Origin of the sequence: Pseudomonas sp. MIACH, from assembly GCF_001269925.1 — a bacterium.
Classification (GTDB): domain Bacteria; phylum Pseudomonadota; class Gammaproteobacteria; order Pseudomonadales; family Pseudomonadaceae; genus Aquipseudomonas.
The window spans coordinates 270,394-295,876 of the sequence record NZ_LHVO01000056.1; the positions used below are offsets into that span (position 1 = coordinate 270,394).

A 25,483-nucleotide genomic window follows, 5' to 3' on the forward strand; every position below is an offset into this window, starting at 1 on the left:
AAAGTGCGGGGTTGCAACTTGTTGGAGTGGACCGCATAACTTAGGCATGAACCTTCCTGAATCAACCGACTCGGTGTTGAACGGCTTCCACCCCGCCGTCAGCACCTGGTTCCGCCACACCTTCCCCTCGGTGACCAGCGCCCAGGCCCAGGCGTGGCCGCTGATCCGCCAGCGCCGTTCAACGCTGATCGCGGCGCCCACCGGCTCCGGCAAGACGCTGACGGCGTTCCTCGCGGTGCTCGATGACCTGGTTCACCAGGGCCTGGCCAATGGCGGGCAACTGCCGGACGAGACACTGGTGGTGTATGTGTCGCCGCTCAAGGCGCTGTCCAACGATATCCAGATCAACCTGCAAACCCCGCTGGCCGGGATCACCGAGCATTTGCAGCGCCTGGGCCTGCCACCGCTGGTGATTCGCACCGCCGTGCGTACCGGCGACACCCCGCAAAAAGACCGCGCCCTGATGCGCAAGCGCCCACCGCATATCCTGGTGACCACGCCGGAATCGCTCTACGTGTTGCTGGGCTCGGACTCCGGCCGGCAGATGCTGGCCAGCACGCGCACGGTGATCGTCGATGAAATCCACGCCATCGCCGCCGGCAAGCGCGGCAGCCACCTGGCCTTGAGCCTGGAGCGCCTGCAAGGCTTGTGTGCCGAGCCGCTGACCCGCATCGGTTTGTCGGCCACGCAAAAACCCATCGAAGCGGTGTCGCGCTTTCTGGTGGGCACCGAGCGGACGTGCGACATCGTCGACATCGGCCATGCCCGCGCCCGCGACCTGGATATCGAAGTGCCCCCGGTGCCGCTGTCGGCGGTGATGGCCAACGATGTCTGGGAGCTGGTCTACGACCGCCTCGCTGCACTGGCCCGTGAGCACCGCACCACGCTGATCTTCGTCAACACCCGGCGCCTGGCCGAACGCCTGGCCCGGCACTTGAGCGAGCGCCTGGGCAAGAGCGCCGTCGCCGCCCACCACGGCAGCCTGGCCAAGGAAATGCGCCTGGACGCCGAGCAACGGCTCAAGGCGGGCGAGCTGCAAGTGTTGATCGCCACCGCGTCCCTGGAACTGGGGATTGATATCGGCGATGTCGACCTGGTGTGCCAGATCGCTTCGCCGGGCTCCATCAACGGCTTTCTGCAGCGGGTCGGCCGCTCCGGGCATCAGGTCGGCGGCACGCCCAAGGGGCGCCTGTTCGCCACGACCCGCGACGACCTGATCGAATGCGCCGCCCTGCTCGATTGTGTACGCCGGGGCGAGTTGGACACCTTGCAGATCCCGGTGGCGCCGCTGGACGTGCTGGCCCAGCAGATCATCGCCGAGGTCAGTGCCCAGGAGTGGCCGGAACAGGCCCTGCTCGACCTGATCCACCGCGCCGCGCCCTATGCCACCCTGGATGAACGCCACTACCAGGCACTGCTGCAGATGCTCGCCGACGGCTACAACGGCCGCCAGGGTATCCGCAGCGCGTACCTGCACCGCGACGCCCTGACCCGCACCCTGCGCGGCCGCCGTGGCGCCAGGCTGACCGCCGTGACCAGCGGCGGCACCATCCCCGACAATGCCGACTACAGCGTGTTGCTCGAACCCCAGAGCCTGAACATCGGCAGCGTCAACGAAGACTTCGCGGTGGAAAGTATCGCCGGGGATATCTTCCAGCTCGGTAATACGTCCTACAGGATCTTGCGGGTCGAAGCTGGCAAAGTACGGGTCGAAGACGCCCATGGCCAACCGCCGACCATTCCGTTCTGGCTCGGCGAAGCGCCGGGGCGCAGCAATGAGTTATCCGCTGCGGTCGCGCGTTTGCAGGGGCAACTCGACAGCCTGCTCAGCGCCAGCCCCGGCGACCTGCAACCGGCGCAAGACTGGCTCACCGGCACCCTCGGCCTGAACCGCGCCAGCGCCGAACAGATCCTCGATTACCTGGCCCGCGCGCGCCTGGCCCTCGGCGCGTTGCCGTCCCAGGACACGTTGATCATGGAGCGGTTTTTCGACGAGTCCGGCGGTACCCAACTGATCATCCACACGCCGTTCGGCAGCCGCGTCAATCGGGCCTGGGGCCTGGCCTTGCGCAAGCGTTTTTGCCGCACCTTCAACTTTGAGCTGCAAGCGGCGGCCAGTGAAAACGCGATCGTGCTGTCGCTGTCCACCAGCCACAGTTTCGAGCTGGATGAGGTATGGCGTTACCTCAACAGCAACAGTGCTGAGCACCTGCTGATCCAGGCGGTGCTGGATGCGCCGCTGTTCGGCGTGCGCTGGCGCTGGAACGCCGGCGTGGCCCTGGCGCTGCCGCGCTTTACCGCCGGGCGCAAAGTGGCGCCGCAGATCCAGCGCATGAAGAGCGAAGACCTGATCGCCAGTGTGTTCCCCGACCAGATCGCCTGCCTGGAAAACCTCGCCGGCGAACGCGAAGTGCCCGAGCACCCGCTGGTGGAGCAAACCCTCGACGATTGCCTGCACGAAGCCATGGACAGCGACGCCTGGCTTGCCTTGCTGCGGCGTATGGAGCGCGGCGAAGTGCGCTTGATCAGCCGCGACCTGCCGGCGCCCTCGCCCATGGCCGCCGAAATCCTCAGCGCGCGCCCCTACACCTTTCTCGACGATGCACCGCTGGAAGAACGCCGCACCCAGGCCGTGCTCAACCGCCGCTGGAGCGACCCGCAGAGCACCGACGACCTCGGCGCACTGGATGCGGACGCCATCGCCGGCGTGTGCGAAGAGGCCTGGCCGGCGCCCCATGGCGTGGATGAAATGCATGAGGCGCTGATGAGCCTGGCGTGCATCGCCAGCCACGAAGTCACGGCGCAATGGGCAGAGTGGCTGAACGCCTTGGCCAAGGCCGGCCGCGCCTTTCAATTGCCCAATGGCCTGTGGGTAGCGGTGGAACGCCTGGGGTGTTTGCAGGCGATCTATCCCCACAATTTGCCACTGCTCCCCGGCTTCGATGAGCCCTGGACCTTTGATGACGCACTCGTCGAGGTGCTGCGCGCGCGCCTCGGTGGCTTCGGCCCGCAGCACCTGATCGAGATCGCCGCGCCGCTGGCCTTACCGGTGACCGACGTCACCCAGGCGCTGGCCCGTCTGGAGCAGGAAGGCTACGTGCTGCGCGGTCGCTTCAGCCCCGGAGCACTTGAGGAACAATGGTGCGAACGGCATCTTCTCGCGCGCATTCATCGCTACACGGTCAAACGCCTGCGCCGGGAAATCGAGCCGGTGGCGCTGCAGGATTTCATGCGTTTCCTGTTCGATTGGCAGCACCTGTCCGACAGCACGCGCGGCCAGGGCAGCGCGATGTTGCCGCAGATTGTCGGGCAGTTCGAAGGGTATGCCGCCGCCACGTCGGCCTGGGACAGTGACCTGCTCAGTGCACGGATCAAGGATTACTCATCAACCTGGCTCGACGACCTGTGCCGCAGCGGCAAGCTGGTGTGGACGCGCTTGAGCACTAAGGCCAGCGCCATTGCCCTGCGCAGCACGCCGGTGGTGCTGTTACCGCGTGCCCAGGTGGCGCTGTGGAGCGGGCTGACCGAACCCACCGACAGCACGACCCTGTCGCCCAAGGCGCAGAAGGTCCACCTGGCCCTGCGTGAACACGGCGCGCTGTTTTTCGATGAGCTGGTGCACGAGGCCCATCTGCTGCGCAGCGAACTGGAAACCGCCTTGCAGGAGCTGGTCGGCGCCGGGCTGGTGAATGCCGACAGCTTTGCCGGGCTGCGCGCGCTGACCACCCCGACCAGCAAGCGCCAGGCGCGCAGCGGTCGGCGCGGGCGTGGGGCGTTTATCGGCGGTATGGACGATGCCGGGCGTTGGGCACTGATTCGCCGCCCATCGACCGCTGCCGCCCCGCACTCGGCCGAGACCCTGGAGCATGTGGCGATGACCTTGCTGCGCCGCTATGGCGTGGTGTTCTGGCGCTTGCTGGAGCGCGAGGCGGATTGGTTGCCGAGTTGGCGCGAATTGCTGCGCACATTCCATCGGCTGGAGGCACGGGGTGAGATTCGCGGTGGACGGTTTGTCAGCGGGTTGGCGGGTGAGCAGTTTGCGTTGCCGGAGGCGATCCCGTTGCTGCGCGAAGTGCGGCGTCGGCCCCATGACGGGAGTTTGATTGCCGTGTGTGGGGCTGACCCGCTGAACCTGGTGGGCACACTGTTGCCGGGCAGCAAGGTGCCGGCGGTGAGTGGGAATCGGGTTGTGTATCGGGATGGGTTGCCGGCGGCGGTGAGGGTCGCCGGCAAGCAGCAGGTGTTGCTTGATGTTGATCAGCAGGCGGTGCAGGAGAAGCTGATCAGGCATTGAAGTTGAAGGCCTCATTGAGGCCTGGGCTGCTCCGTCAACACCACCGACGCTGGCATCTCTTCATCCGGCTCATCCACCTGGGCGTTACGCTTTGGCAGCAAAACCTGCTGTGGATAAGTCTGCGCGAAGTGCACCTCATCACAGTTATCCACAAGCTTTTTCAAACGCTGGTTAAACGCACGGCTCACCGCATATTGCCCACCGGACACCGTACGGAACTGCGCCGTGAGCACCACGCCATTAAGGTCCATCTTGTCGACGCCAAACACCTCAAGCGGCCCTTGCAGGTTGTACTTGAGGAACACATCGTCGCGAATCGACTGCCCGGCCTCGCGGATCAGTTCCACGGCCTTGTCCACATCGGTGTCGTAGGTGAACTGCACCGAGAAGAACGCATAGGCAAATTGCCGCGACTGGTTGGTGACCGCTTTGATCTGCCCGAACGGCACCGAATGCACAAAGCCCTTGCCGTCGCGCAGGCGCAGAGTGCGGATGGTCAGGCCTTCGACGGTGCCGGCGTGGCCGGAATCGAGCACCACCCAGTCGCCGATGGACAACGTGTCTTCGATGATGATGAACAGGCCGGTGATCACGTCCTGCACCAGTTGCTGGGAACCGAAACCGATCGCCAGGCCGACCACACCGGCACCCGCCAGCAGCGGCGCAACGTTGATGCCCAGGTTGGCCATGGTGGTGATTGCGCAGATCACCACCAGGATGATTTTGATCGCATTGCGCAGCAGCGGCAGGATGGTTTTCACCCGGGTGCTGGGCTGGCGGCTGGAGCGTTTGTTCACCGGCGGTTTCAGCGCTTCCTGGATCGCCGTATCGAGTACCACCCAGAACAACCAGGTCATCAGCAGGATCAGGCCGATGCTGCTGAGGGAGTCGCTGATCGCGCGGCCCACTGAGTTGCGCTGGGCAAATTCGAACAGCGATATGCCCCATATGCGCCCGAGGATTTCGATAAAGGCAATCGCCATGACGATGCGCAAGATCGCATGCAACAGGCTGAGAAAGCGTTCCTTGTAGGCACTGCTGCGCTGGATCGCCACCTGGCTGCGGGACCTGAACAGGTGTTGCAGCACCGTGCTCAGGAATACCGTGCCAATCAACAGAATGGTGGTGAACAGCGCACAGCGCAGGGCCTTCTGGTTGTCGTCGCCGGCGCCGATCAGGTTGATCGCCGAGACCAGCACCATCAACAGGATCGGCCAATACCACAGCCCGGAAAACACCCGCAGCGATTGCTGTAATGCCGGGTGTTTAAGGCGCTGGGCCAGTGGTCGATTGCGGATCAGGTGGGCCACGGGACGGCGCAGGCGCACCACCAGCACGCCAAAGATGACCGCCGCGAACAGGCCGGTAAATACGGCGATGCTGCTGGTGATATTACCGCCGAACTGACGCGCGATTTGCGGACTGGTGAGGGCGTCGCTGAGGGCGGCGAGGAAGCCGATCAGGAACAGCGGCTTGGGGCAGTAGTCACGAATGATCTGTACCGCCGGTCGCTTGTGGCCGACATTGAACATGACGATGACGCACAGCAGCATGGAGGTGGAAAAGATGCCGCTGCTGGTGGCGTAGGCAAAACACAGCGCCAGCGCACGGCCTATCGAGGTGGGTAAAAAGTGGCTGACGTAGAGCGTCAACGGCAGGCAGATCAGCGCCGGGATCGTGTAGGGCACCACGTAACCCAGCACGCCTTGCAGGCGCCTGCGCCGTTCGACGAAAGGGCGACGACTCAGGCGCCGCACGATAAAACGTCCCAGCAGCGTCAACAGCGCAAAGGCACCTGCCCACACCCCGGACAGCAGCAGGAAATCGCCGGCTACGCTCCACGGCGAACGCTCCGATGTCTGGTCAACCAGCCGGCCGACCTCATCCGCCGCGCGGTCCGCGCGCAGGCGCCAGGCGTCAACGAGGTTCTGATTGAGGTCGAGCTTGTTCTGCACATCATCGATGCTGGAACTGATGGCACCGAGCAGTCCGCCCTCCACCAGCAGTTCCGGCTTGGCCGGCGCTTCCGGCGCGGTGGCCGCGGCTTGCAGTGCGCCGCTGCCGCAAAACAGCAGCGCGCCGAGCAGTAATGCAGTCTTTAGATTCAGCAAAACACCGGGCTCCTTCAGAAGGGTCTGTAAGGAACTGACGGGTTTGAGCCTGGATCGTTCCCCTGCTTGATTGCCGGGCACTGATCCAAATGGGTTTATGCCGCCCGTAGGACGATGGAAACTTTCGGCCAAAAATCGCAGTCAGCCATAAACGGGGGTCAGGCCCCCACCCTTTCACAGGAGCAATCATGGCTGCGATCCCCGACTGGGTGCCCATCACCCCTAGCGTCGCCATCACTCGCTTCACGGTGCTGACGGTCAATATCCACAAGGGCTTCACCGCCTTGAACCGACGCTTCATCCTGCCCGAGCTGCGCGAAGCGGTGCGCAGTGTGGGCGCTGATATGGTGTTTCTGCAGGAAATCCACGGCACCCACGAGCGCCATCCCCAGCGCTACAGCGACTGGCCGAACATGCCGCAGTACGAGTTCCTCGCCGACAGCATCTGGCCGCAGTTCGCCTACGGGCGCAACGCGGTCTACCCCCATGGCGACCATGGCAATGCGTTGCTGTCGAAATTCCAGATCGTGAGTTACGACAACCTCGACATCTCCCAAAGCGGCCATGAAAACCGTGGCCTGCTGCATTGTGTGCTGCGCCTGCCGGGGACCGGGCAGGAAGTGCATGCGATCTGTATCCACCTGGGTTTGCGTGAGGTGCATCGCCAGCAGCAATTGCGCTTGTTGGAGCAGCGTATCAGCGAGATCCCGGCGGATGCGCCGTTGGTAGTTGCCGGCGATTTCAATGACTGGCGCCAGCGCGCCGACCTGAGCCAAAGCGGCCTTACGGAAGTGTTCGTGCACGCCCTCGGCAAACCGGCGCGGACCTTCCCTGCCCGCCTGCCGCTGCTGCCGCTGGACCGCATTTATGTGCGCAACTTGAAGATTCATAACCCCCGGGTGCTGACCTCCCGCCCCTGGTCCCATCTGTCAGACCACGTACCGCTGTCGGTGGAGATTGAGCTATGAACATTGCCGTCGAGCACATTGCTACCGATCAACCGCCGGATGAAGCCAAGGCCCGCGACCTCGATTACGGCTGGCAGCCTGACAATCAGGTCGAGTTGCTGGAGAACGGCGAGGCGTACTTTCCCAAAGTGTTCGAGGCCTTACGTGGGGCGCAGCGGGAGATCCTGCTGGAGACCTTTATCCTCTTCGAAGACAAGGTCGGCCACGAGCTGCAACGCATCTTGATCGAGGCGGCGCAGCGTGGGGTCAAGGTGGTGGTCAGCCTGGATGGTTTTGGCTGCGGCGAACTGAGCCCCGCTTTTCTCGGAGAGTTGGCCGAGGCCGGAGTGGCCGTACAGATGTTTGACCCGGCGTCCAAGACCCTGGGTATTCGGACCAACTGGTTCCGCCGCCTGCACCGCAAGATCGTGGTGGTGGACGCCGCCGTGGCGTTTATCGGCGGGATCAATTTTTCTGCCGATCACCTGGGGGACTTTGGCCCCGAAGCGAAGCAGGATTACGCCGTACAGGTCACGGGGCCGGCAGTGGCCGACCTGCATCATTTCGCGCTCGCGCAAAGCGGCCGCCAGGTGCGCACGCGACGCGGGTGGCGGCGCCGCCAGCAAAGGCCTTCGGCTTGGTCGTCCGATAAAGGCGACGGCTGGGTGCGCCTGATTTACCGCGACAATCTGCAACACCGCGACGACATTGAAGAGGCGTATATCCATGCCTTGAGCAAAGCCCAACAACGCGCGGTGATTGCCAACGCCTACTTCTTCCCCGGTTACCGCCTGCTGCGCGAAATTCGCAACGCCGCACGCCGGGGGGTGCACGTGCAATTGATCATGCAGGGCCAGCCCGACGTACTGCTGGCCAAGCTGGCCGCGCGCATGCTCTACGACTACCTGCTCAAGGACGGCGTGGTGATTCATGAGTATTGCCAGCGCCCGCTGCACGGCAAGGTCGCGCTGGTGGATGATGAGTGGAGCACGGTGGGCTCGAGCAACCTCGACCCGCTGAGCCTGTCGCTGAACCTGGAAGCCAACGTACTGATTCGTGACCGCGCGTTCAATCAGCAGCTATACGAACGCCTGGACGTACTCGCCAAGGAGCATTGCCAGACCATGCCGGAAAACCGCAAGCCACGCCTGTGGCTATGGCGATTGACCGTCGGATTCCTGGTGTTCCATGTGATGCGCCACTTCCCCGCGCTGACGGGCTGGTTGCCGGCGCACAAGCCACGCTTGAAACCCTTCGAGAGTCAGGCCCATGACGTCTGAAAACAACGGATCACGCTTCAAGCGCTGGAAAAAACCGCTGACCATCGCCTTCTTCCTCGCGCTGATCGTGCTGTTCACCCTGCTGGCTCGGCGCATTGATTGGAGCGAAGTGGTTGAGACCCTGGGCGACTTCAAGCTGCGCACCTTGTTTATCGCCAGCACGCTGACCTTGTGTAGCTTTCTCGTCTACGCCAGCTTCGATCTGATCGGCCGCACCTACATCCGCCAGCCGCTGGGCTGGAAGCAGATCCTGCCGGTCGGGATCATCAGCTACGCGTTCAATCTCAACCTCAGCGCCTGGGTCGGCGGGATCGCCATGCGTTACCGGCTGTATTCGCGGCTGGGGGTGAGCACCGGCAATATCGCCAAGATTCTCGGCCTGAGCCTGGCCACCAATTGGTTTGGCTATATGGCATTGTCCGGGGTGGTGTTCAGCAGCGGGCTGGTGACGATGCCACCGGGTTGGAAGCTCAGCAGCGGCGCACTGCAAGGGGTTGGCGTGTTGCTGATACTGGCCAGCCTGGGTTACCTGGCGGCGTGCCAGTTTTCGAAAAAACGCGCGTGGTCGATTCGCGGGATCGAGATCAACCTGCCGTCGCTGCGCATGGCGTGCTTGCAGCTGGCGCTGGGCGCGCTGAACTGGTCGCTGATGGCGGCGGTGATTTTTACCCTGCTGCCCGCCAAGTTGGACTACCCGCTGGTGCTCGGGGTACTGCTGATCAGCGCGATTGCCGGTGTGGTCACTCATATCCCGGCCGGCCTTGGCGTACTCGAGGCGGTGTTTATTGCACTGCTGCAGCATGAGGCGTCACGGGGCAGTTTGCTGGCGGGACTGATTGCCTATCGGGCGATCTATTTTATTTGCCCGCTGCTCATCGCGCTGGTGATGTACCTGGGGGTCGAGGCCAAGGCGAAGGCGTTGCGGGTGAAGAAAACACCCGCTTGATCGCGTTATTTGGATTGGATGATGCTCAACCGCTCGCCCACCACCATCTCGGTGATCCAGTCCACCAGGATCGACGTGTAGGCCTGCTGGGACACCGGATCGCTGAGGGAATGGTCGGCACCGTCGATGATGCGGTGCGTCAGCGAATGGGTCTGCTGGCACGCCGCGCGGTAACTCATGATGGTGGCATGGGGCACATGGTCGTCGGTTTCGGATTCGACGATCAGCACATCACCGGTAAATTGCGCGCAGGCATGCAGCGCGCGATTGGTTTCGGCATGCACCAGCGTGCTGCGGTAATCCATCAAGTCGGCCTTATCGAGGTCACGCTTTGGCTTGAGCCATTCCTGATCGCGGTACAGCGCCGGCACGCGCAGCGCCAGCCAGCGCACCGGGCGCAATGAGGTGAGAATCGCCGCCAGGTAACCGCCGTAGCTGGTGCCCACCACCGCCACCGCCGAGGTGTCGATGGCCGGGTGCGAGAGCAGTCGGTCGTAGGCCGCCAGCAGATCGCGCAGGTTGTCTTCACGGGTGACGCGGGACAGCGGGATACCCGTGCCCGCGTGGCCACGCAGATCGAACGTCAGGCACACGCATCCCAGGCCGGCGATACCTTTGGCGCGCTCCAGGTCACGCTCCTGGCTACCGCCCCAGCCGTGCACGAATAACACCCCTGGCACCTTCGATTTGGGGCTGAGGAACGTGCCGCTCATCTGTTCGTCATCGATGTCGATCGCAATGCTTTCGCTTCTAGCCGTCATAAGATTTAACCGTCACGTACTTGAGAAGAAAGTCGCTGTTTTCGGCGGGGCCTCGGTACACCTCGATAGCGTCCGCCGGCAGCGCCTGGTCCACGTAGGTTTCTACCGAAGACACATGAATGGCCTTGAGGCCGGGATGGTTGATAAAACTTTGCAGCGCCGCGACTTCCGCGCTGCTGGCGCCCCCCATGCGCCAGGACTGTTCGAGTACGCCACTGCAACGCTGGCCGTGACTGTCCAGGCCCTGGGCGATGTCGTAGTTGCGCCGGGAAGCGTAGAAACCAGGGTAAGCCTCATCGGCGGCCGCATCGAAGACCTGGGCCTGTTCGATGGCTTGGCGCACGCCGTCGGGCAGGTCGAGCGTGAGCAAGTCTTCGTAGCCGCCCGGCACCACCAGCAGGTTGGAGCCGCCATAGACCTCTTCGCCCTGCCCGTCCTGGGTCAGGTATTGCTCGCCGCAGTAACTGAACACGTGATCACCGATAAAACTCTGGCCCACACTATGGGTGACCACATCGTGAAGGTCTTGTTCCAGCACCACGCCCTCGCTGAACATCTGGGCCGCTTCCGGACGCGCCAGCACGGCCTCGAATGCATCAAGGCTGTGGATAACTTCCTGGCCGCGCCCAGCGCAGGCATGCACGGGTTTCAGGCGAATCGGCCCGCTGTAAAGCAGGCGTTCGGCGGCAGGTCGTGCATCCGCCAAGGCAAATACGCTGAGCCCCGCTAGAACAACATCGCGTACACGCTCGCAGAATAACGGCGACCAGCCCTCGGGGGCTTTCGCTTCGGGGCTTAGCAGCCCATGGCTGATGGCCTTGGTGCAGATAAAGTCGTGATCGACGTAACCGCCCCACAGGTCCGCCGGGCCGTTGACGTGAAGTTCGCGGGCCTGGGCAGGGCCTACCAGCGTTTGTGTGGGTAGCAGGTAGAGGTCACGGTCGGCATGCTTTTGTGGGTCGTAACTGCCGCCGAATTTGAGCCCCAGGATCTGCGCCAGCCAACGGGCCAAGGCGCGGTTGGTTTCGACTTCATGCTGGGGCGCGCCCTCTCGCGTGGAGTGAGCGACGATCCATTTTTTGCGTTGAATCGGGGTCATGCGTCCCCCTTGGCCATCCCGCCATGTGTGTGAGGGGAAGGCTGCAGGTATCACGCCAAGGTTGTTTCCAAGAGGATGCTTTTAAAATCAAGCCGTTGCCGAAAAGGCGATGGCAGTTGGCCTGCCTGATTCTGCACGACGCCGCCTTGAACGCACGGCGTTCTGCACGATTCACACGCCAAAACGGCTGCGGTAGTCGCTGGGGGCCAGCCCGGTGATTTTCTTGAAAATGGCGCGAAAGGCGCTGGGGTCTTGGTAGCCCACGGTCCAGGCGATATGGTCGATGGTGGCGTTGGTGAATTCCAGCATCTGCCGCGCCTTGCCCACGCGCAGGTGCTGGCAGTATTCGGTGGGCTTCAGGCCGGTCGCACTACGGAAACGTCGCAGGAAGGTGCGCTCCTCCAACCCCGCCTCCAGCGCCATGGCGGCGACAGACACGTCCACTGCGCCGCGGGCTTGCAATCCATGCTGGACCTTGAGGATGGCCGCGTCGCCATGGCTGAGGATCGGCGCAAAGTTACTGCCGCATTGGCTGGCGCTGTCGCTGTGTTCGATGACCAGGAAACGCGCGGTGTCAGCGGCGATGCTCGGCCCCATCAGGCGGTCGACCAGGCGTAGGCCCAACTCGGACCAGGCCATCAGCCCGGCGGTGGTAATCAAGTCGCCGTCATCGACGATGGGCTTATCCGCTTCCAGGCGCACGGCAGGGTAACGTGCGGCAAAGGACTTGGCGGAAGACCAATGGGTAGTGGCGCTACGTCCATCCAACAACCCACTGCGCGCCAGCATGATCGAGCCGATGCACACGCCGCCGAGTACGGTGCCGGCCGCGTGTTGCTGGCGAATCCACGCCAACAATGCAGGGGGCGCCTGCTCTTCGCTGAACTCGCCAATCGACGGTGGCACCAGCACGGCCATCATCGGTTGATCAGGGCCGGGATGGCTGTCGAAGCCCCGGACCGGTTGGCCACTGGCGTCCACTTGCCAATGGCTGACCCGCAACAACGGCAACTGCGCAGACTGATGCTCGGCGGCGATCCGGTTGGCGACACCGAACAGGTCAGTCAAGCCGTGCACCGCTGCCAACTGCGCCCCCTGGTAGATCAACACGCCCAGCTCAACAACCGCCATTGTCAGTTTTCCCCCTGTTATTGTCGGTGCAGCCAATCCCGCGCCCCGGCGCCAGCTAAGATACTGGCCCCATCAACCCATCACGAGGCAATACCCATGGCCAAGCAAGCGCTCATCCTAATCGATATCCAGAACGACTACTTCCCTCAAGGCAAGTGGCCGCTCGATGGCGTGGAGGCCGCTGCGGACAAGGCGGCGCAAGTGCTCCAGGCCTTTCGCCAGAACGGTGATGCAGTGATTCACGTGCGCCATGAATTCACGTCCGAGGATGCGCCGTTCTTCACACCTGGCTCCGAGGGCGCTTACTTGCACCCCAAGGTGCTGAACGAGGACAGCGAACCGGTGGTGCTTAAACATTTCGTGAATGCGTTTCGCGAAACCCATCTGCGCGCCTTGCTGGAGCAGCGCAGCATCACCGAACTGGTGGTGGTCGGCAGCATGAGCCATATGTGCATCGATGCGGTGGTGCGGGCCGCAGCGGACCTGGGCTACAAGGTCACGGTGATTTATGACGCATGTGCCACCCGCGATCTGGAGTTCAACGGGCAGGTAATTCCGGCTGCACAGGTGCATGGCGCGTATATGGCGTCGTTGGCGTTTGGTTACGCGGGTGTGGTGTCAGCGGATGAGTATTTGAAGGCGCAAGCAGCAGCGGCGTAACCGCTGCTTACTTGGATGCCGTTAGCGGGTCGCGATGATAAACAGGCGCGGGAATGGCAGTAATACGGTGCCATCTGCCAGAGCTGGGTAAGCCTGGGTAATCCGCGCCTGGTATTCCTGTAGGAAGGCGGCTTTCTCACTATCGGTCAGTGGCGCGAGAAATGGCCGCAAGCCCGAGCCCTTGAACCATTCCACCACAGCCCCATGATCCGCCAACGGGTGCTGGTAGGTGGTTCGCCATATATCCACGGTGCTGCAGTGTTTGCTCAGCAACTCGTAGTAGTAGCTCACCGAGTGGCGCTCATTGTGTTGAAACGTACTGATCTTTGCCGCCCATGGGCCATCTGCCGCCACTTCACGCGCCAGCCGGTGAGCAGGTTCATTGAGGTTGTCCGGGGTTTGTACGGCGAGCGTGCCGCCAGGCGCCAGCTGGTCGACCAGATGCGGATACAGCGTGGCGTGGTTCGGCAGCCATTGCAGCGAGGCGTTGGCGAGGATCACGTCGAATGTCTGCGGCGGATTCCAGGCACCGATGTCTGCCAGCTCAAAGTTAAGCGCGGGCAGGCGCTTGCGGGCGTCGACCAGCATGTCGTCGGAACTGTCCACCCCCGTCACATGCGCCTGGGGGAAACGCTCGGCCAGTACTTCGGTGGAGTTGCCAGGGCCGCAACCCAGGTCGACCGCTGTGCGCACATCGGTATTGGGGATGGCCGCGACCAGGTCACGGACCGGACGAGTGCGTTGTTGTTCAAACATCGTGTATTGCTTGGCAGACCAGGTCATCGCGGCTCTCCTAGTTCTTCGGAAGTGGGTGACAGCCTAAATCGTGTGACCCGCAAGGACAAATGCCAGGGCCGGCGATCTTCCATGCCGTCATTTCATCCGTTTCAGAAAACTCATGTACGGATCGCCATTCAGGATGAAGTCCTCGCGCATCCGGCCGTCAAGCATGGGCTCAAGACTCGTGGGGATGAGTAATTTGTGCTTGGGGAGACGAAACGCCTCTTCATGATCCGAGTAGGTATACAACTGGAAATGCAGTGCATTGCCGACCCAGTGGACGTCGTTGTAAAGGTAATGCCAGTTTTTGTCCCGGGGTGTAGTCAGGTAAAAACCGCCGTTAGCATCTCGTGTGATTTCATACATCACGAAATTGCTGGAACTCCACTTACCGACGTAGCGGTCCATATCCGGATGGGCGGGAATGGTTGGGTCGGCGATGAAATCACTGGCCTTGTAGGGCGTCATCCGCGCCTGTTCGGCCTTCAACTGAGGGTAGCGGTCGCACACGGCGTCGACCTTATCGACTTTTTCCAAGTCGTACCTGATCTCCATGCCGTCCGTTCGGGAGGTGAACTGCATAGCCTGGGGCGAGAAGGTCAATACCTTCAGCTCGATGGTTTTTGTCGGCAATATCATGTTGATCACCTGGCCATCGTCGGACACCGAATACGCGACCACATTCGTCGGCGCCCGGGTTGATTTCACGCAATCGAACGCGTGCATCAACAATTGGCCATCGGGCTTGAACTCAGCCACCGTCGTTTGACCTTCGTTCAATGCCTGCATGGCCCAGATACCGACAATCAAGCGTTTGTCACTGGCGAGCGTCGCGGAAGTGTTTGAGTCAGCGTGTAGCGAGGTGCAGCCAGACGCGAAAACAAGTGCCAGTAGGCTGCGGAACAGTTTGTTCGACACGGTGTTCTTCCATGATTGTGTTGATCAGCGGTTCTGCGTGCGAACCTGTAAAAAAGCCCCGAGAGCGGGGCTCACGGGGCTTTTCGGGAAAGCTTTACGGATTGCTCCGAGCGGTATCCTAGAACGGAATATCGTCATCAAAGCTGTCGAAATCCGGAGCCGGTTGCGGAGCGGCCTGTTGCGGTGCTGGACGCGACTCACGCTGTGGCTGCTGGCTTGGCTGCGGGCGCGACTGCTGTGGACGCGGTGCCGAGTTGGACATGCCACCCTGGCCCTGTTGGTCGCCCTGTGGACGGCCGCCCAGCAGTTGCATGGTGCCTTGCATGTCGACCACGATTTCAGTGGTGTAACGCTTGATGCCGTCTTTTTCCCACTCGCGGGTTTGCAGTTTGCCTTCGATGTAGACCTGCGAACCTTTGCGCAGGTACTCACCGGCGATCTCTGCGACCTTGCCGAACATCGACACACGGTGCCATTCGGTTTTCTCGACCTTCTGGCCGGTTTGCTTGTCAGTCCACTGTTCGCTGGTCGCCAGACTCAGGTTGGTCACGGCGTTACCGTTAGGCAAGTAGCGAACTTCGGGATCCTGGCCGCATGTACCGACCAATATGACTTTGTTAACCCCACGGGCCATAACGTTCTCCTATGCTGGGCGCGCTGTCGGCACTGGGTTGACCAGTTGCTCGAGCGTCGCGCGATCCAATAATTCGGTGTCCAATTTGATGTAAATGGCCGCCTCTTCAGCGACCACGACTGCATCTGTTACCCCTACGACTGCCTTCAGGCGCTCTACCAGACCGCTTTCACGGATCGCCTCAGGCGATAGCGGCAAACGCAGGCTTGTGACGTAGGGAGGTTCACGCATGGTAACAGCAAAGGCCAACCAAAGTGCAGCCAGCCCGGCGCATCCGAGGAACACAACCGACAAACCGCCATGCTGGAACATCCAGCCGCCCATGATGCCGCCCAGCGCCGAGCCAAGGAACTGGCTGGTGGAATACACCCCCATCGCCGTGCCTTTGCCGCCGGCCGGTGAAACTTTACTGATCAGCGAAGGCAATGAAGCCTCCAGCAGGTTGAACGCGGTGAAGAACACCACCGTGCCGATAACCAGCGCCCGTAGGCTGTCGCCGAACTGCCAGAAGAATAGTTCAGTGAGCATCAATGTCGCGACGGCACCGAGCAAAACTCGTTTCATTTTGCGTTTCTTCTCGCCATAGATGATGAACGGGATCATGGCAAAGAAAGAGATCAGCAAGGCCGTTAGGTAGACCCACCAATGCTGTTCCTTGGGCAGCCCGGCTTTTTGCACCAGGGCCAGGGGCAAGGCGACGAAGCTGCACATCAGCATTGCGTGCAACACGAAGATACCCAAATCCAGGCGCAGCAGGTCCGGGTGCTTGAGCGTCGGCAACAATGCCTTGCGCGCCACACCGGATTCACGGTGCTGCAAGGTGCCGGTGGAGCGCGGCACCATAAAGGCCACGATCACGATCCCGAACAACGCCATGCCGCCGGTGGCAAGGAACAAGCCATGCAGGCCAAAGGCGCGCGTCAGCAATGGGCCCACGACCATGGCCACGGCGAACGACAGGCCGATGGTCATGCCGATCATGGCCATAGCCTTGGTGCGGTGTTGCTCACGGGTCAGATCGGAGAGCAGCGCCATGACGGCAGCGGAAATCGCCCCGGCGCCTTGCAGGATGCGTCCGGCGATCACGCCCCAGATCGAATCGGATTGTGCCGCGAGCACGCTGCCGAGGGCGAAGACGATCAGGCCCAGGTAAATCACTGGACGACGGCCAATACGGTCGGAAATGATCCCGAATGGAATCTGAAAAATCGCCTGGGTCAGGCCATAGGCGCCAATTGCCAGGCCGATCAATGCGGGGGTCGCGCCTGCCAGATCCATTCCATAGGTCGCCAGTACCGGCAACACCATGAACATGCCAAGCATACGGAACGCGAACACCAGGGCCAGACCGCTTGCTGCTCGGGTCTCGCCGCTACTCATGCGTTCGCTGTGGGGATCGTGCATGGAAAAACCTCGTGTGAACCGGCGGCGATTCTACCAGTCCCATCGATTGAGAGGGTATATGCGGCGCTTTGCCGCGCAGCTTTCATGTAAGGCTGCACCCGGCACTTTGACAGTGTATATTCATCCAGTCTTTAGCCGTATACTCCTGCATTATTTACGCCCGCCGTGCGAGGCCATCTTGGACAAGATCCTGATTCGTGGGGCTAGAACCCACAACCTGAAGAACATCGACCTGACCCTGCCCCGGGACAAACTGATCGTCATCACCGGCTTGTCCGGCTCCGGCAAATCGTCCCTGGCGTTCGACACGCTGTATGCCGAAGGTCAGCGTCGCTATGTGGAATCGCTGTCGGCCTATGCCCGTCAGTTCCTGTCGATGATGGAAAAGCCTGACGTCGACACCATCGAAGGCCTGTCGCCGGCGATTTCCATCGAACAGAAGTCGACCTCCCATAACCCACGCTCCACCGTGGGCACCATCACCGAAATCTACGACTACCTGCGCCTGCTGTACGCGCGGGTAGGTATCCCGCGCTGCCCGGACCACGACATTCCGCTGGAAGCCCAGACCGTCAGCCAAATGGTCGACCTGGTGCTGGCCCAGCCCGAAGGCGCCAAGCTGATGCTGCTGGCGCCGGTCATTCGCGAGCGCAAGGGTGAACATCTCTCTGTATTCGAAGAGCTGCGTGCGCAAGGTTTCGTGCGTGCGCGCATCAACGGCAAGCTCTATGAACTGGACGAAGCGCCGAAGCTCGATAAACAGAAGAAGCACTCGATTGATGTCGTGGTCGATCGCTTCAAGGTGCGTGCCGACCTGCAGCAGCGTCTGGCGGAATCGTTCGAAACCGCGTTGAAGCTGGCGGACGGGATTGCCCTGGTGGCGCCAATGGATGACGAGCCGGGCGAAGAGATCATCTTCTCCGCGCGGTTTGCCTGCCCTATCTGTGGCCATGCCATCAGCGAGTTGGAGCCTAAGCTGTTCTCCTTCAATAACCCGGCCGGCGCCTGCCCGACCTGCGATGGCCTGGGCGTGAAGCAATTCTTCGACATCAAGCGCCTGGTCAATGGTGACCTGACGTTGGCAGAGGGGGCGATACGCGGCTGGGACAGGCGTAACGTGTACTACTTCCAGATGCTGGGGTCGCTGGCGTCGCACTACAAGTTCAGCCTTGAAGTGCCATTCAACCAACTGCCGGCAGACCAGCAGAAAGTCATCCTTAATGGCAGTGGTTCGCAGAACGTCGACTTCAAGTACCTGAACGACCGTGGCGACATCGTCAAGCGCTCCCACCCGTTCGAAGGCATCGTACCGAACCTGGAGCGGCGCTACCGTGAGACTGAATCGGCGAGCGTGCGAGAAGAGCTGGCGAAATTCCTCAGTACCCAACCCTGCCCGGATTGCCGGGGCACTCGCCTGCGTCGTGAAGCACGGCATGTGTGGGTCGGCGAGAAAACCTTGCCCGCGGTGACCAACCTGCCGATCGGCGATGCCTGCGAATACTTTGGTGTACTGAAGCTGACCGGACGACGTGGGGAAATTGCCGACAAGATCCTCAAGGAAATTCGCGAGCGCTTGCAGTTCCTGGTTAACGTAGGCCTGGACTATCTATCCCTGGACCGCAGCGCCGACACCTTGTCCGGCGGTGAAGCTCAGCGGATTCGCCTGGCCAGCCAGATTGGTGCCGGCCTGGTGGGGGTGTTGTACATCCTCGATGAACCATCGATTGGTTTGCACCAGCGCGACAACGATCGCCTGTTGGGCACGTTGAAACACCTGCGGGACATCGGCAACACGGTGATCGTGGTCGAGCACGATGAAGACGCGATTCGCCTGGCAGACTACGTGGTCGATATTGGCCCAGGCGCCGGCGTGCATGGTGGGCATATTGTTGCCGAGGGCACGCCTGCCGAGGTAATGGCACATCCGGACTCGTTGACCGGCAAGTACCTGTCTGGCCGCGTGAAGATCGCAGTGCCAGCCAAGCGCACACCGCGCAACAAGAAGATGGCATTGCACCTCAAGGGCGCGCGCGGCAACAATTTGCGCAATGTTGACCTGGAAATCCCCCTGGGGCTTCTGACCTGCGTGACCGGTGTTTCCGGCTCAGGCAAGTCGACGCTGATCAACAACACGCTGTTCCCCCTGAGTGCCACCGCCTTGAACGGCGCGACCACCCTGGAAGCAGCGGCGCACGACAGCATCAAGGGCTTGGAACACCTGGACAAGGTGGTCGATATCGACCAGAGCCCGATTGGCCGCACACCGCGCTCCAACCCGGCGACCTATACCGGGCTGTTTACACCCATTCGCGAACTGTTCGCCGGGGTACCAGAGTCGCGCTCGCGTGGCTACGGGCCAGGGCGGTTCTCGTTCAACGTCAAGGGCGGGCGCTGCGAAGCGTGCCAGGGCGACGGCCTGATCAAAGTAGAGATGCACTTCCTGCCAGACATCTACGTGCCGTGCGATGTATGCAAGAGTAAGCGCTATAACCGTGAAACCCTGGAGATCAAGTACAAGGGTAAGAGCATCCATGAAACCCTGGAGATGACCATCGAGGAAGCCCGGGTGTTCTTCGATGCGGTTCCGGCGTTGGCGCGCAAGCTGCAGACGCTGATGGATGTGGGCCTGTCGTATATCAAGCTGGGGCAGTCGGCGACGACGTTGTCCGGTGGTGAGGCGCAGCGGGTGAAGCTGTCTCGCGAGCTGTCCAAACGCGATACTGGCAAGACCTTGTATATCCTGGATGAACCAACAACCGGTCTGCACTTCGCGGATATTCAGCAGTTGCTGGACGTGTTGCACCGCTTGCGAGACCACGGCAACACCGTGGTGGTGATCGAGCACAACCTCGATGTGATCAAGACCGCCGACTGGCTGGTCGATCTAGGGCCGGAAGGTGGATCCAAGGGCGGCCAGATCATCGCGGTGGGTACGCCGGAGCAGGTCTCCGAAATGTCGCAATCTCACACCGGTTACTATTTGAAGCCGTTGCTGGAGCGCGATCGCGCCTGATCTATTGGGCAATGAAAAAGCCCCTGACACCTTACGGTGACAGGGGCTTTTTGGTGGCCGGAAATCAGAACTGCGATTGCAGGTAGTTTTCCAAGCCAACCAGCTTGATCAGGCCCAACTGCTTTTCGAGCCAGTAGGTGTGATCTTCTTCGGTATCGTTCAACTGCACTCGCAGGATTTCACGAGTAACGAAGTCGCTGTGCTGCTCGCAGAGCTCAATGCCCTTGCAGAGCGCGGCACGCACCTTGTACTCAAGACGAAGATCGGCTGCGAGCATGTCAGGTACGCTGGTGCCCACGTCCAAGTCGTCGGGACGCATACGTGGCGTGCCTTCGAGCATCAGGATACGGCGCATCAGTGCGTCGGCGTGCTGTGCCTCTTCTTCCATTTCGTGGTTGATACGCTCGTAGAGTTCGGTAAAACCCCAGTCTTCGTACATGCGCGAGTGGATGAAATATTGGTCACGAGCTGCCAGTTCGCCCGTCAGCAACGTGTTGAGGTAATCGATTACGTCGGGGTGACCTTGCATCGCCCTACATCTCCCTGCTTGAAAGTCTGTAGTTTGAACCATGATGACTTGGAGGTCACGGGACTAATGGCAGAAAAGTGAAGATTTCTGGAGAAAAATAGCTGAAATAACGCAAAAACCGCCCAAATGAGGGCGGTTCTGCTTATCGTTTAGAGTCAGTTAAGCGATACACCCAGTGCCTTTGCGATTGCGTCTCCATAAGCTGGATCTGCCTTATAGAAGTGCTGCAGTTGACGCTGGACCACATCACTGGAAACACCGGTCATTGCGCCGGCGATGTTATTGGTGAGCAGTGCTTTCTGCTCATCATTCATCAGGCGGAACAGCGCACCTGCGTGGCTGTAGTAATCAGTGTCTTCGCGGTGATCGTAACGATCAGCTGCACCGCTCAAAGCCAACGCAGGCTCGGCGTACTGAGGCGCTTGCTTGGGTGCTTCGGCGTAGCTGTTCGGCTCGTAGTTCGGAGTCGCACCACCATTGCTGCCAAATGCCATCGAGCCGTCACGCTGGTAGCTGTTCACCGGGCTGCGTGGAGCATTCACCGGCAGTTGCTGGTGGTTGGTACCCACGCGGTACCGGTGAGCATCTGCGTAAGCGAAAACGCGCCCCTGCAGCATGCGGTCTGGCGACAGGCCAACGCCTGGAACCATGTTGCTCGGGCCGAATGCAGCCTGCTCGACTTCAGCGAAGTAGTTCTGCGGGTTACGGTTAAGCTCCAGCTCGCCTACTTCGATCAGCGGGAATTCTTTCTGCGACCAGGTTTTGGTCACATCAAACGGATTCTCGTAATGAGCATTCGCCTGGGCCTCGGTCATGATCTGGATGCAGACGCGCCATTTCGGGAAGTCACCACGCTCGATAGCACCGAACAGATCGCGCTGGGCATAGTCGGGATCAGTACCGGCCAAACGTGCAGCCTCAGCAGGCGCCAGATTCTTGATACCTTGCTTGGTCTTGTAGTGCCATTTCACCCAGTGCCGCTCGCCCTTCGCGTTAATCAAACTGTAGGTGTGGCTGCCGAAGCCGTGCATGTGACGGTACCCATCGGGAATGCCACGGTCCGAGAACAGGATGGTGACCTGGTGCAGCGCCTCTGGGGAGTGCGACCAGAAGTCCCACATCATCTGCGCGCTCTTTAGATTGCTTTGCGGCAGTCGCTTTTGAGTGTGGATGAAGTCTGGGAATTTCAGAGGGTCGCGTATGAAGAACACCGGGGTGTTGTTGCCCACGATGTCCCAGTTGCCTTCTTCAGTGTAGAACTTCAAGGCGAAGCCACGTGGGTCGCGCTCGGTGTCCGCCGAGCCACGCTCGCCACCCACGGTGGAGAAGCGCAGGAAAGTTGGAGTTTGCTTACCGACGGACTCGAACAACTTGGCGCTGGTGTATTGGGTGATGTCTTGGGTGACGGTGAACGTACCGTATGCACCTGAACCTTTGGCGTGCACCCGACGTTCAGGGATGTTTTCACGGTTGAAGTGAGCGAGCTTCTCGATCAAGTGAAAGTCGTCGAGCAGCAAAGGACCACGCGGGCCGGCGGAGCGGGAATTCTGGTTGTCCGCAACGGGAGCGCCGCTGGCGGTAGTAAGGATTTTATTCTGGCTCATGCTCAATTTTCCTCAGGTCGGACTTGGAACTGCCGGCTAATCGGCTTGGAGGGAGTATTGACCATCAACATGACACCTACAAATTCATTAAATTGTAAGCATCAATAGAAAATAACTAACACCCCTCCAGCGCATATAGTGTCAAGCGCTGCCTGTGGAAGCTTGTACAAATCGTGCTTTTGTTACGCGCACAAAAAACCGGGCACTAGGCCCGGTTCTTCGTTACAGCTTGTCGTCTTACTCGGCGCTTACAGCTTCGCCAGCAGTAGCACGATCAACCAACTCGACGTACGCCATAGGCGCGTTGTCGCCAGCGCGGAAACCGCACTTGAGGATGCGCAGGTAGCCACCCTCACGGGTAGCATAACGCTTGCCCAGGTCGTTGAAGAGCTTACCAACGATAGCTTTCGAACGAGTACGGTCGAAAGCCAGACGGCGGTTAGCCAGGCTGTCTGTCTTGGCCAAAGTGATCAGCGGCTCAGCAACGCGACGCAGTTCTTTAGCTTTCGGCAGTGTAGTTTTGATCAGCTCGTGCTCGAACAGCGACACCGCCATGTTTTGAAACATGGCCTTGCGGTGCGAGCTGGTACGGCTCAGGTGACGACCACTTTTACGATGACGCATGGTTCATTCCTTACCAAACTCACGTTCGGTGATTACGACGATCAGGCAGTCGCCTTGTCGTCCTTCTTAAGACTTGCAGGCGGCCAGTTGTCGAGGCGCATGCCGAGGGACAGACCGCGGGAGGCCAGAACGTCCTTGATTTCAGTCAAGGATTTCTTGCCCAGGTTCGGAGTCTTCAACAGTTCTACTTCGGTACGCTGAATCAGGTCGCCGATGTAGTAAATGTTTTCCGCCTTAAGGCAGTTAGCCGAACGTACAGTCAGTTCCAGATCGTCAACCGGGCGAAGCAGGATCGGATCGATCTCGTCTTCCTGCTCGATTACCACTGGTTCGCTGTCACCTTTGAGGTCGACGAACGCAGCCAACTGCTGTTGCAGAATGGTTGCAGCGCGGCGAATAGCCTCTTCAGGATCCAGAGTACCGTTGGTTTCCAGATCAATAACCAGCTTGTCCAGGTTAGTACGCTGCTCGACACGGGCGTTTTCCACCACGTATGCGATACGGCGAACCGGGCTGAACGAAGAGTCAAGCTGCAAGCGACCAATGCTGCGGCTTTCGTCTTCATCGCTCTGACGCGAGTCGGCCGGTTCATAACCACGACCACGAGCTACGGTGAGCTTCATGTTCAGGGCGCCGTTAGACGCCAGGTTAGCGATTACGTGATCGGGGTTAACGATCTCGACATCATGATCCAGCTGAATATCGGCAGCGGTAACCACCCCCGAACCCTTCTTCGACAAGGTCAGCGTAACTTCGTCACGGCCGTGCAGCTTGATAGCCAGACCTTTAAGGTTCAACAGGATTTCAATTACGTCTTCCTGTACACCTTCGATGGCGCTGTACTCGTGGAGCACACCGTCAATCTCGGCCTCGACTACTGCACAGCCGGGCATTGAGGACAACAGGATGCGGCGCAGCGCGTTGCCCAGGGTGTGGCCAAAACCACGCTCGAGAGGCTCGAGAGTGATCTTGGCGCGGGTTGGACTGACAACCTGCACATCAATGTGGCGGGGTGTCAGGAACTCATTTACCGAAATCTGCATGGATGCACCTATTTTCTAGCCCTTACTTGGAGTAGAGCTCGACAATCAGGCTTTCGTTGATGTCGGCGGACAGATCACTGCGAGCAGGAACGTTCTTGAAAACGCCCGACTTCTTCTCAGTGTCTACTTCTACCCATTCTACGCGGCCACGTTGGGCACACAGATCGAGAGCTTGGACAATGCGAAGTTGGTTTTTTGCTTTCTCGCGGACTGCGACCACGTCACCAGCACGAACCTGGTAGGACGGAACGTTTACGGTCTGACCGTTAACGCTGATCGACTTGTGCGATACCAGCTGACGGGATTCGGCACGAGTCGAACCAAAGCCCATACGGTATACAACGTTGTCCAGACGGCATTCGAGCAGTTGCAGCAGGTTTTCACCGGTTGCACCTTTCTTGCCAGCAGCTTCTTTGTAGTAGCCGCTGAACTGACGCTCGAGAACGCCGTAAATACGACGGACCTTCTGCTTTTCACGCAGTTGGGTGCCGTAATCGGACTGGCGACCGCGGCGTTGGCCGTGGATACCAGGTGCTGCTTCAATGTTGCACTTCGATTCGATCGCGCGCACGCCGCTCTTCAGGAAGAGATCGGTGCCTTCGCGACGAGCGAGTTTGCATTTTGGACCAATGTAACGAGCCATTCTTTACAATCTCCTGGATTACACGCGGCGCTTCTTCGGCGGACGGCACCCGTTGTGCGGGATTGGCGTCACGTCGGTGATGCTGGCGATCTTATAGCCACAGCCGTTCAAAGCACGGACAGCAGACTCACGACCTGGACCTGGACCTTTGACGTTAACGTCGAGGTTTTTCAGGCCATATTCCAGCGCAGCTTGACCAGCACGTTCAGCAGCTACTTGAGCAGCAAACGGTGTGGACTTGCGGGAACCGCGGAAACCCGAACCACCGGAGGTAGCCCAAGAAAGCGCGTTACCTTGACGGTCGGTGATGGTCACGATGGTGTTGTTAAAAGATGCATGGATGTGGGCGATGCCATCAACCACTGTCTTTTTAACTTTTTTACGAGGACGAGCAGCAGGTTTTGCCATGATAATTTTCCTGTCGATTCGCTGGGGCGATTACTTGCGGATCGGCTTACGCGGACCTTTACGGGTACGCGCGTTAGTCTTGGTACGCTGACCGCGCACTGGAAGACCACGACGATGACGCAGACCGCGATAGCAACCGAGGTCCATCAAACGCTTGATTTTCATGTTGATTTCGCGACGCAGGTCACCTTCAGTGGTGAACTTCGCCACTTCGCCACGCAGCAATTCAATCTGCTCGTCGCTCAGATCCTTGATCTTAGCGGCTGGGTTTACCCCAGCGACTGCGCAAATTTTCTGCGCAGTAGTGCGACCAACACCATAGATGTAGGTCAGCGAGATAACAGTGTGCTTGTTATCTGGAATGTTAACGCCTGCAATACGGGCCATTCAGTGGGACTCCAATTGACAGCTACCTACGCCCCGGAAGCCAAGAAATAGGGCGCGAGATAATATCGCTGTAATAACAAATAATCAACCCGGCAGCGCACTAGCTGCCGGGCTTCAAGCGGATCACACTCAGCCTTGGCGCTGTTTGTGACGCGGTTCCGCGCTGCAAATTACTCGAACAACACCTTCGCGGCGAATAATCTTGCAGTTACGGCACAGCTTTTTCACCGATGCACGAACTTTCATCACCAACTCCTCGAACCTTAT

The 25,483-nt window shown here is 60.3% G+C and carries 22 protein-coding genes; 6 read left to right on the forward strand and 16 right to left on the reverse strand.

The window, feature by feature from the left end:
- Nucleotides 1-46: 46 nt before the first annotated feature.
- Nucleotides 47-4,294, forward strand: a complete 4,248-nt coding sequence (locus tag AD670_RS24055; RefSeq protein ID WP_053138270.1) for a DEAD/DEAH box helicase — start codon at nucleotides 47-49, stop codon at nucleotides 4,292-4,294.
- An 11-nt stretch (nucleotides 4,295-4,305) separates the two neighbouring features.
- Here AD670_RS24055 and AD670_RS24060 read toward each other — a convergent pair whose 3' ends face one another.
- On the reverse strand, nucleotides 4,306-6,405 hold the full coding sequence (locus tag AD670_RS24060) for a mechanosensitive ion channel family protein (RefSeq protein ID WP_053138273.1): 2,100 nt from the start codon (nucleotides 6,403-6,405) through the stop codon (nucleotides 4,306-4,308).
- Between the two features lie 188 nt (nucleotides 6,406-6,593).
- On the opposite strand from AD670_RS24060, the gene AD670_RS24065 reads away from it, so the two are divergent.
- From AD670_RS24065 to AD670_RS24075, 3 genes are read left to right on the forward strand one after another with little or no spacing between them, the layout of a single operon-like run.
- Complete coding sequence (locus tag AD670_RS24065; protein ID WP_053138276.1) at nucleotides 6,594-7,373, forward strand: endonuclease/exonuclease/phosphatase family protein; 780 nt, start codon at nucleotides 6,594-6,596, stop codon at nucleotides 7,371-7,373.
- Entirely contained in the window at nucleotides 7,370-8,632 is a 1,263-nt protein-coding gene (gene clsB / locus AD670_RS24070; protein ID WP_053138278.1) for a cardiolipin synthase ClsB, read from the forward strand. Before AD670_RS24065 ends, clsB begins: the two co-directional genes overlap by 4 nt.
- A complete protein-coding gene (locus AD670_RS24075; protein ID WP_053138280.1) occupies nucleotides 8,622-9,578 on the forward strand; it encodes a lysylphosphatidylglycerol synthase domain-containing protein in 957 nt (318 codons plus the stop codon). Before clsB ends, AD670_RS24075 begins: the two co-directional genes overlap by 11 nt.
- A gap of 5 nt (nucleotides 9,579-9,583) precedes the next feature.
- Here AD670_RS24075 and AD670_RS24080 read toward each other — a convergent pair whose 3' ends face one another.
- From AD670_RS24080 to AD670_RS24090, 3 genes are all read right to left on the reverse strand, one after another.
- Nucleotides 9,584-10,339: a S9 family peptidase gene (locus AD670_RS24080; RefSeq protein ID WP_053138282.1), complete on the reverse strand. Its 756-nt coding sequence runs from the start codon at nucleotides 10,337-10,339 to the stop codon at nucleotides 9,584-9,586.
- Nucleotides 10,329-11,438 carry a DUF3182 family protein gene (locus AD670_RS24085; RefSeq protein WP_053138284.1) on the reverse strand — a complete coding sequence of 370 codons (1,110 nt, stop codon included), beginning with the start codon at nucleotides 11,436-11,438 and terminating at the stop codon, nucleotides 10,329-10,331. Before AD670_RS24085 ends, AD670_RS24080 begins: the two co-directional genes overlap by 11 nt.
- Nucleotides 11,439-11,609: 171 nt before the next feature.
- Entirely contained in the window at nucleotides 11,610-12,569 is a 960-nt protein-coding gene (locus tag AD670_RS24090; RefSeq protein ID WP_053138286.1) for a GlxA family transcriptional regulator, read from the reverse strand.
- 96 nt (nucleotides 12,570-12,665) lie between these two features.
- On the opposite strand from AD670_RS24090, the gene AD670_RS24095 reads away from it, so the two are divergent.
- Nucleotides 12,666-13,229 carry a cysteine hydrolase family protein gene (locus tag AD670_RS24095; RefSeq protein ID WP_053138289.1) on the forward strand — a complete coding sequence of 188 codons (564 nt, stop codon included), beginning with the start codon at nucleotides 12,666-12,668 and terminating at the stop codon, nucleotides 13,227-13,229.
- A 21-nt stretch (nucleotides 13,230-13,250) separates the two neighbouring features.
- Here the strand turns inward: AD670_RS24095 and tam are convergent, their stop codons facing one another.
- The 4 genes from tam to AD670_RS24115 form a co-directional block, all read right to left on the reverse strand.
- Entirely contained in the window at nucleotides 13,251-14,012 is a 762-nt protein-coding gene (gene tam, locus AD670_RS24100; RefSeq protein WP_053138292.1) for a trans-aconitate 2-methyltransferase, read from the reverse strand.
- 90 nt (nucleotides 14,013-14,102) lie between these two features.
- Nucleotides 14,103-14,927 carry a hypothetical protein gene (locus tag AD670_RS24105; protein WP_053138295.1) on the reverse strand — a complete coding sequence of 275 codons (825 nt, stop codon included), beginning with the start codon at nucleotides 14,925-14,927 and terminating at the stop codon, nucleotides 14,103-14,105.
- A gap of 118 nt (nucleotides 14,928-15,045) precedes the next feature.
- A complete protein-coding gene (locus AD670_RS24110) occupies nucleotides 15,046-15,561 on the reverse strand; it encodes a single-stranded DNA-binding protein (RefSeq protein ID WP_003232445.1) in 516 nt (171 codons plus the stop codon).
- A gap of 9 nt (nucleotides 15,562-15,570) precedes the next feature.
- The gene (locus AD670_RS24115; RefSeq protein WP_024077673.1) at nucleotides 15,571-16,965 is read right to left on the reverse strand and encodes an MFS transporter; all 1,395 of its coding nucleotides are present in this window, start codon (nucleotides 16,963-16,965) and stop codon (nucleotides 15,571-15,573) included.
- Nucleotides 16,966-17,143: 178 nt separating this feature from the next.
- Here AD670_RS24115 and uvrA point away from each other — a divergent pair, with 178 nt between their 5' ends.
- Nucleotides 17,144-19,978: an excinuclease ABC subunit UvrA gene (uvrA, locus tag AD670_RS24120; RefSeq protein WP_053138298.1), complete on the forward strand. Its 2,835-nt coding sequence runs from the start codon at nucleotides 17,144-17,146 to the stop codon at nucleotides 19,976-19,978.
- Nucleotides 19,979-20,042: 64 nt separating this feature from the next.
- On the opposite strand, the gene bfr is transcribed toward uvrA, so the two are convergent.
- The 8 genes from bfr to rpmJ form a co-directional block, all read right to left on the reverse strand.
- Nucleotides 20,043-20,507, reverse strand: coding sequence for a bacterioferritin (gene bfr, locus AD670_RS24125; protein WP_032884537.1), 465 nt, complete (start codon nucleotides 20,505-20,507; stop codon nucleotides 20,043-20,045).
- A 155-nt stretch (nucleotides 20,508-20,662) separates the two neighbouring features.
- Nucleotides 20,663-22,111 (reverse strand): catalase, encoded by a 1,449-nt coding sequence (locus AD670_RS24130; protein ID WP_053138301.1) that lies wholly within the window; start codon nucleotides 22,109-22,111, stop codon nucleotides 20,663-20,665.
- Between the two features lie 237 nt (nucleotides 22,112-22,348).
- Nucleotides 22,349-22,735: a 50S ribosomal protein L17 gene (gene rplQ / locus AD670_RS24135; RefSeq protein WP_003176402.1), complete on the reverse strand. Its 387-nt coding sequence runs from the start codon at nucleotides 22,733-22,735 to the stop codon at nucleotides 22,349-22,351.
- Between the two features lie 41 nt (nucleotides 22,736-22,776).
- Nucleotides 22,777-23,778 carry a DNA-directed RNA polymerase subunit alpha gene (gene rpoA, locus AD670_RS24140; RefSeq protein WP_003176403.1) on the reverse strand — a complete coding sequence of 334 codons (1,002 nt, stop codon included), beginning with the start codon at nucleotides 23,776-23,778 and terminating at the stop codon, nucleotides 22,777-22,779.
- 22 nt (nucleotides 23,779-23,800) lie between these two features.
- The gene (gene rpsD, locus AD670_RS24145; RefSeq protein ID WP_003176404.1) at nucleotides 23,801-24,421 is read right to left on the reverse strand and encodes a 30S ribosomal protein S4; all 621 of its coding nucleotides are present in this window, start codon (nucleotides 24,419-24,421) and stop codon (nucleotides 23,801-23,803) included.
- A gap of 18 nt (nucleotides 24,422-24,439) precedes the next feature.
- Entirely contained in the window at nucleotides 24,440-24,829 is a 390-nt protein-coding gene (gene rpsK, locus AD670_RS24150) for a 30S ribosomal protein S11 (RefSeq protein WP_002555466.1), read from the reverse strand.
- A gap of 30 nt (nucleotides 24,830-24,859) precedes the next feature.
- Nucleotides 24,860-25,216: a 30S ribosomal protein S13 gene (rpsM, locus tag AD670_RS24155; RefSeq protein ID WP_024077676.1), complete on the reverse strand. Its 357-nt coding sequence runs from the start codon at nucleotides 25,214-25,216 to the stop codon at nucleotides 24,860-24,862.
- Between the two features lie 129 nt (nucleotides 25,217-25,345).
- A complete protein-coding gene (rpmJ, locus tag AD670_RS31190) occupies nucleotides 25,346-25,462 on the reverse strand; it encodes a 50S ribosomal protein L36 (RefSeq protein ID WP_002555468.1) in 117 nt (38 codons plus the stop codon).
- Between the last annotated feature and the right edge of the window lie 21 nt (nucleotides 25,463-25,483).

Coding starts and splice junctions, on each gene's coding strand:
- rpsK (WP_002555466.1), bottom strand. CDS start 24,829: ATGGCAAAACCTGCTGCTCGTCCTCGTAAAAAAGTTAAAAAGACAGTG.
- AD670_RS24130 (WP_053138301.1), bottom strand. CDS start 22,111: ATGAGCCAGAATAAAATCCTTACTACCGCCAGCGGCGCTCCCGTTGCG.
- clsB (WP_053138278.1), top strand. CDS start 7,370: ATGAACATTGCCGTCGAGCACATTGCTACCGATCAACCGCCGGATGAA.
- AD670_RS24085 (WP_053138284.1), bottom strand. CDS start 11,438: ATGACCCCGATTCAACGCAAAAAATGGATCGTCGCTCACTCCACGCGA.
- AD670_RS24055 (WP_053138270.1), top strand. CDS start 47: ATGAACCTTCCTGAATCAACCGACTCGGTGTTGAACGGCTTCCACCCC.
- tam (WP_053138292.1), bottom strand. CDS start 14,012: ATGACCTGGTCTGCCAAGCAATACACGATGTTTGAACAACAACGCACT.
- AD670_RS24115 (WP_024077673.1), bottom strand. CDS start 16,965: ATGCACGATCCCCACAGCGAACGCATGAGTAGCGGCGAGACCCGAGCA.
- AD670_RS24080 (WP_053138282.1), bottom strand. CDS start 10,339: ATGACGGCTAGAAGCGAAAGCATTGCGATCGACATCGATGACGAACAG.
- rpsD (WP_003176404.1), bottom strand. CDS start 24,421: ATGGCTCGTTACATTGGTCCAAAATGCAAACTCGCTCGTCGCGAAGGC.
- rpmJ (WP_002555468.1), bottom strand. CDS start 25,462: ATGAAAGTTCGTGCATCGGTGAAAAAGCTGTGCCGTAACTGCAAGATT.
- AD670_RS24095 (WP_053138289.1), top strand. CDS start 12,666: ATGGCCAAGCAAGCGCTCATCCTAATCGATATCCAGAACGACTACTTC.
- rpsM (WP_024077676.1), bottom strand. CDS start 25,216: ATGGCCCGTATTGCAGGCGTTAACATTCCAGATAACAAGCACACTGTT.
- AD670_RS24075 (WP_053138280.1), top strand. CDS start 8,622: ATGACGTCTGAAAACAACGGATCACGCTTCAAGCGCTGGAAAAAACCG.
- rplQ (WP_003176402.1), bottom strand. CDS start 22,735: ATGCGTCATCGTAAAAGTGGTCGTCACCTGAGCCGTACCAGCTCGCAC.
- bfr (WP_032884537.1), bottom strand. CDS start 20,507: ATGCAAGGTCACCCCGACGTAATCGATTACCTCAACACGTTGCTGACG.
- AD670_RS24065 (WP_053138276.1), top strand. CDS start 6,594: ATGGCTGCGATCCCCGACTGGGTGCCCATCACCCCTAGCGTCGCCATC.
- rpoA (WP_003176403.1), bottom strand. CDS start 23,778: ATGCAGATTTCGGTAAATGAGTTCCTGACACCCCGCCACATTGATGTG.
- AD670_RS24090 (WP_053138286.1), bottom strand. CDS start 12,569: ATGGCGGTTGTTGAGCTGGGCGTGTTGATCTACCAGGGGGCGCAGTTG.
- AD670_RS24110 (WP_003232445.1), bottom strand. CDS start 15,561: ATGGCCCGTGGGGTTAACAAAGTCATATTGGTCGGTACATGCGGCCAG.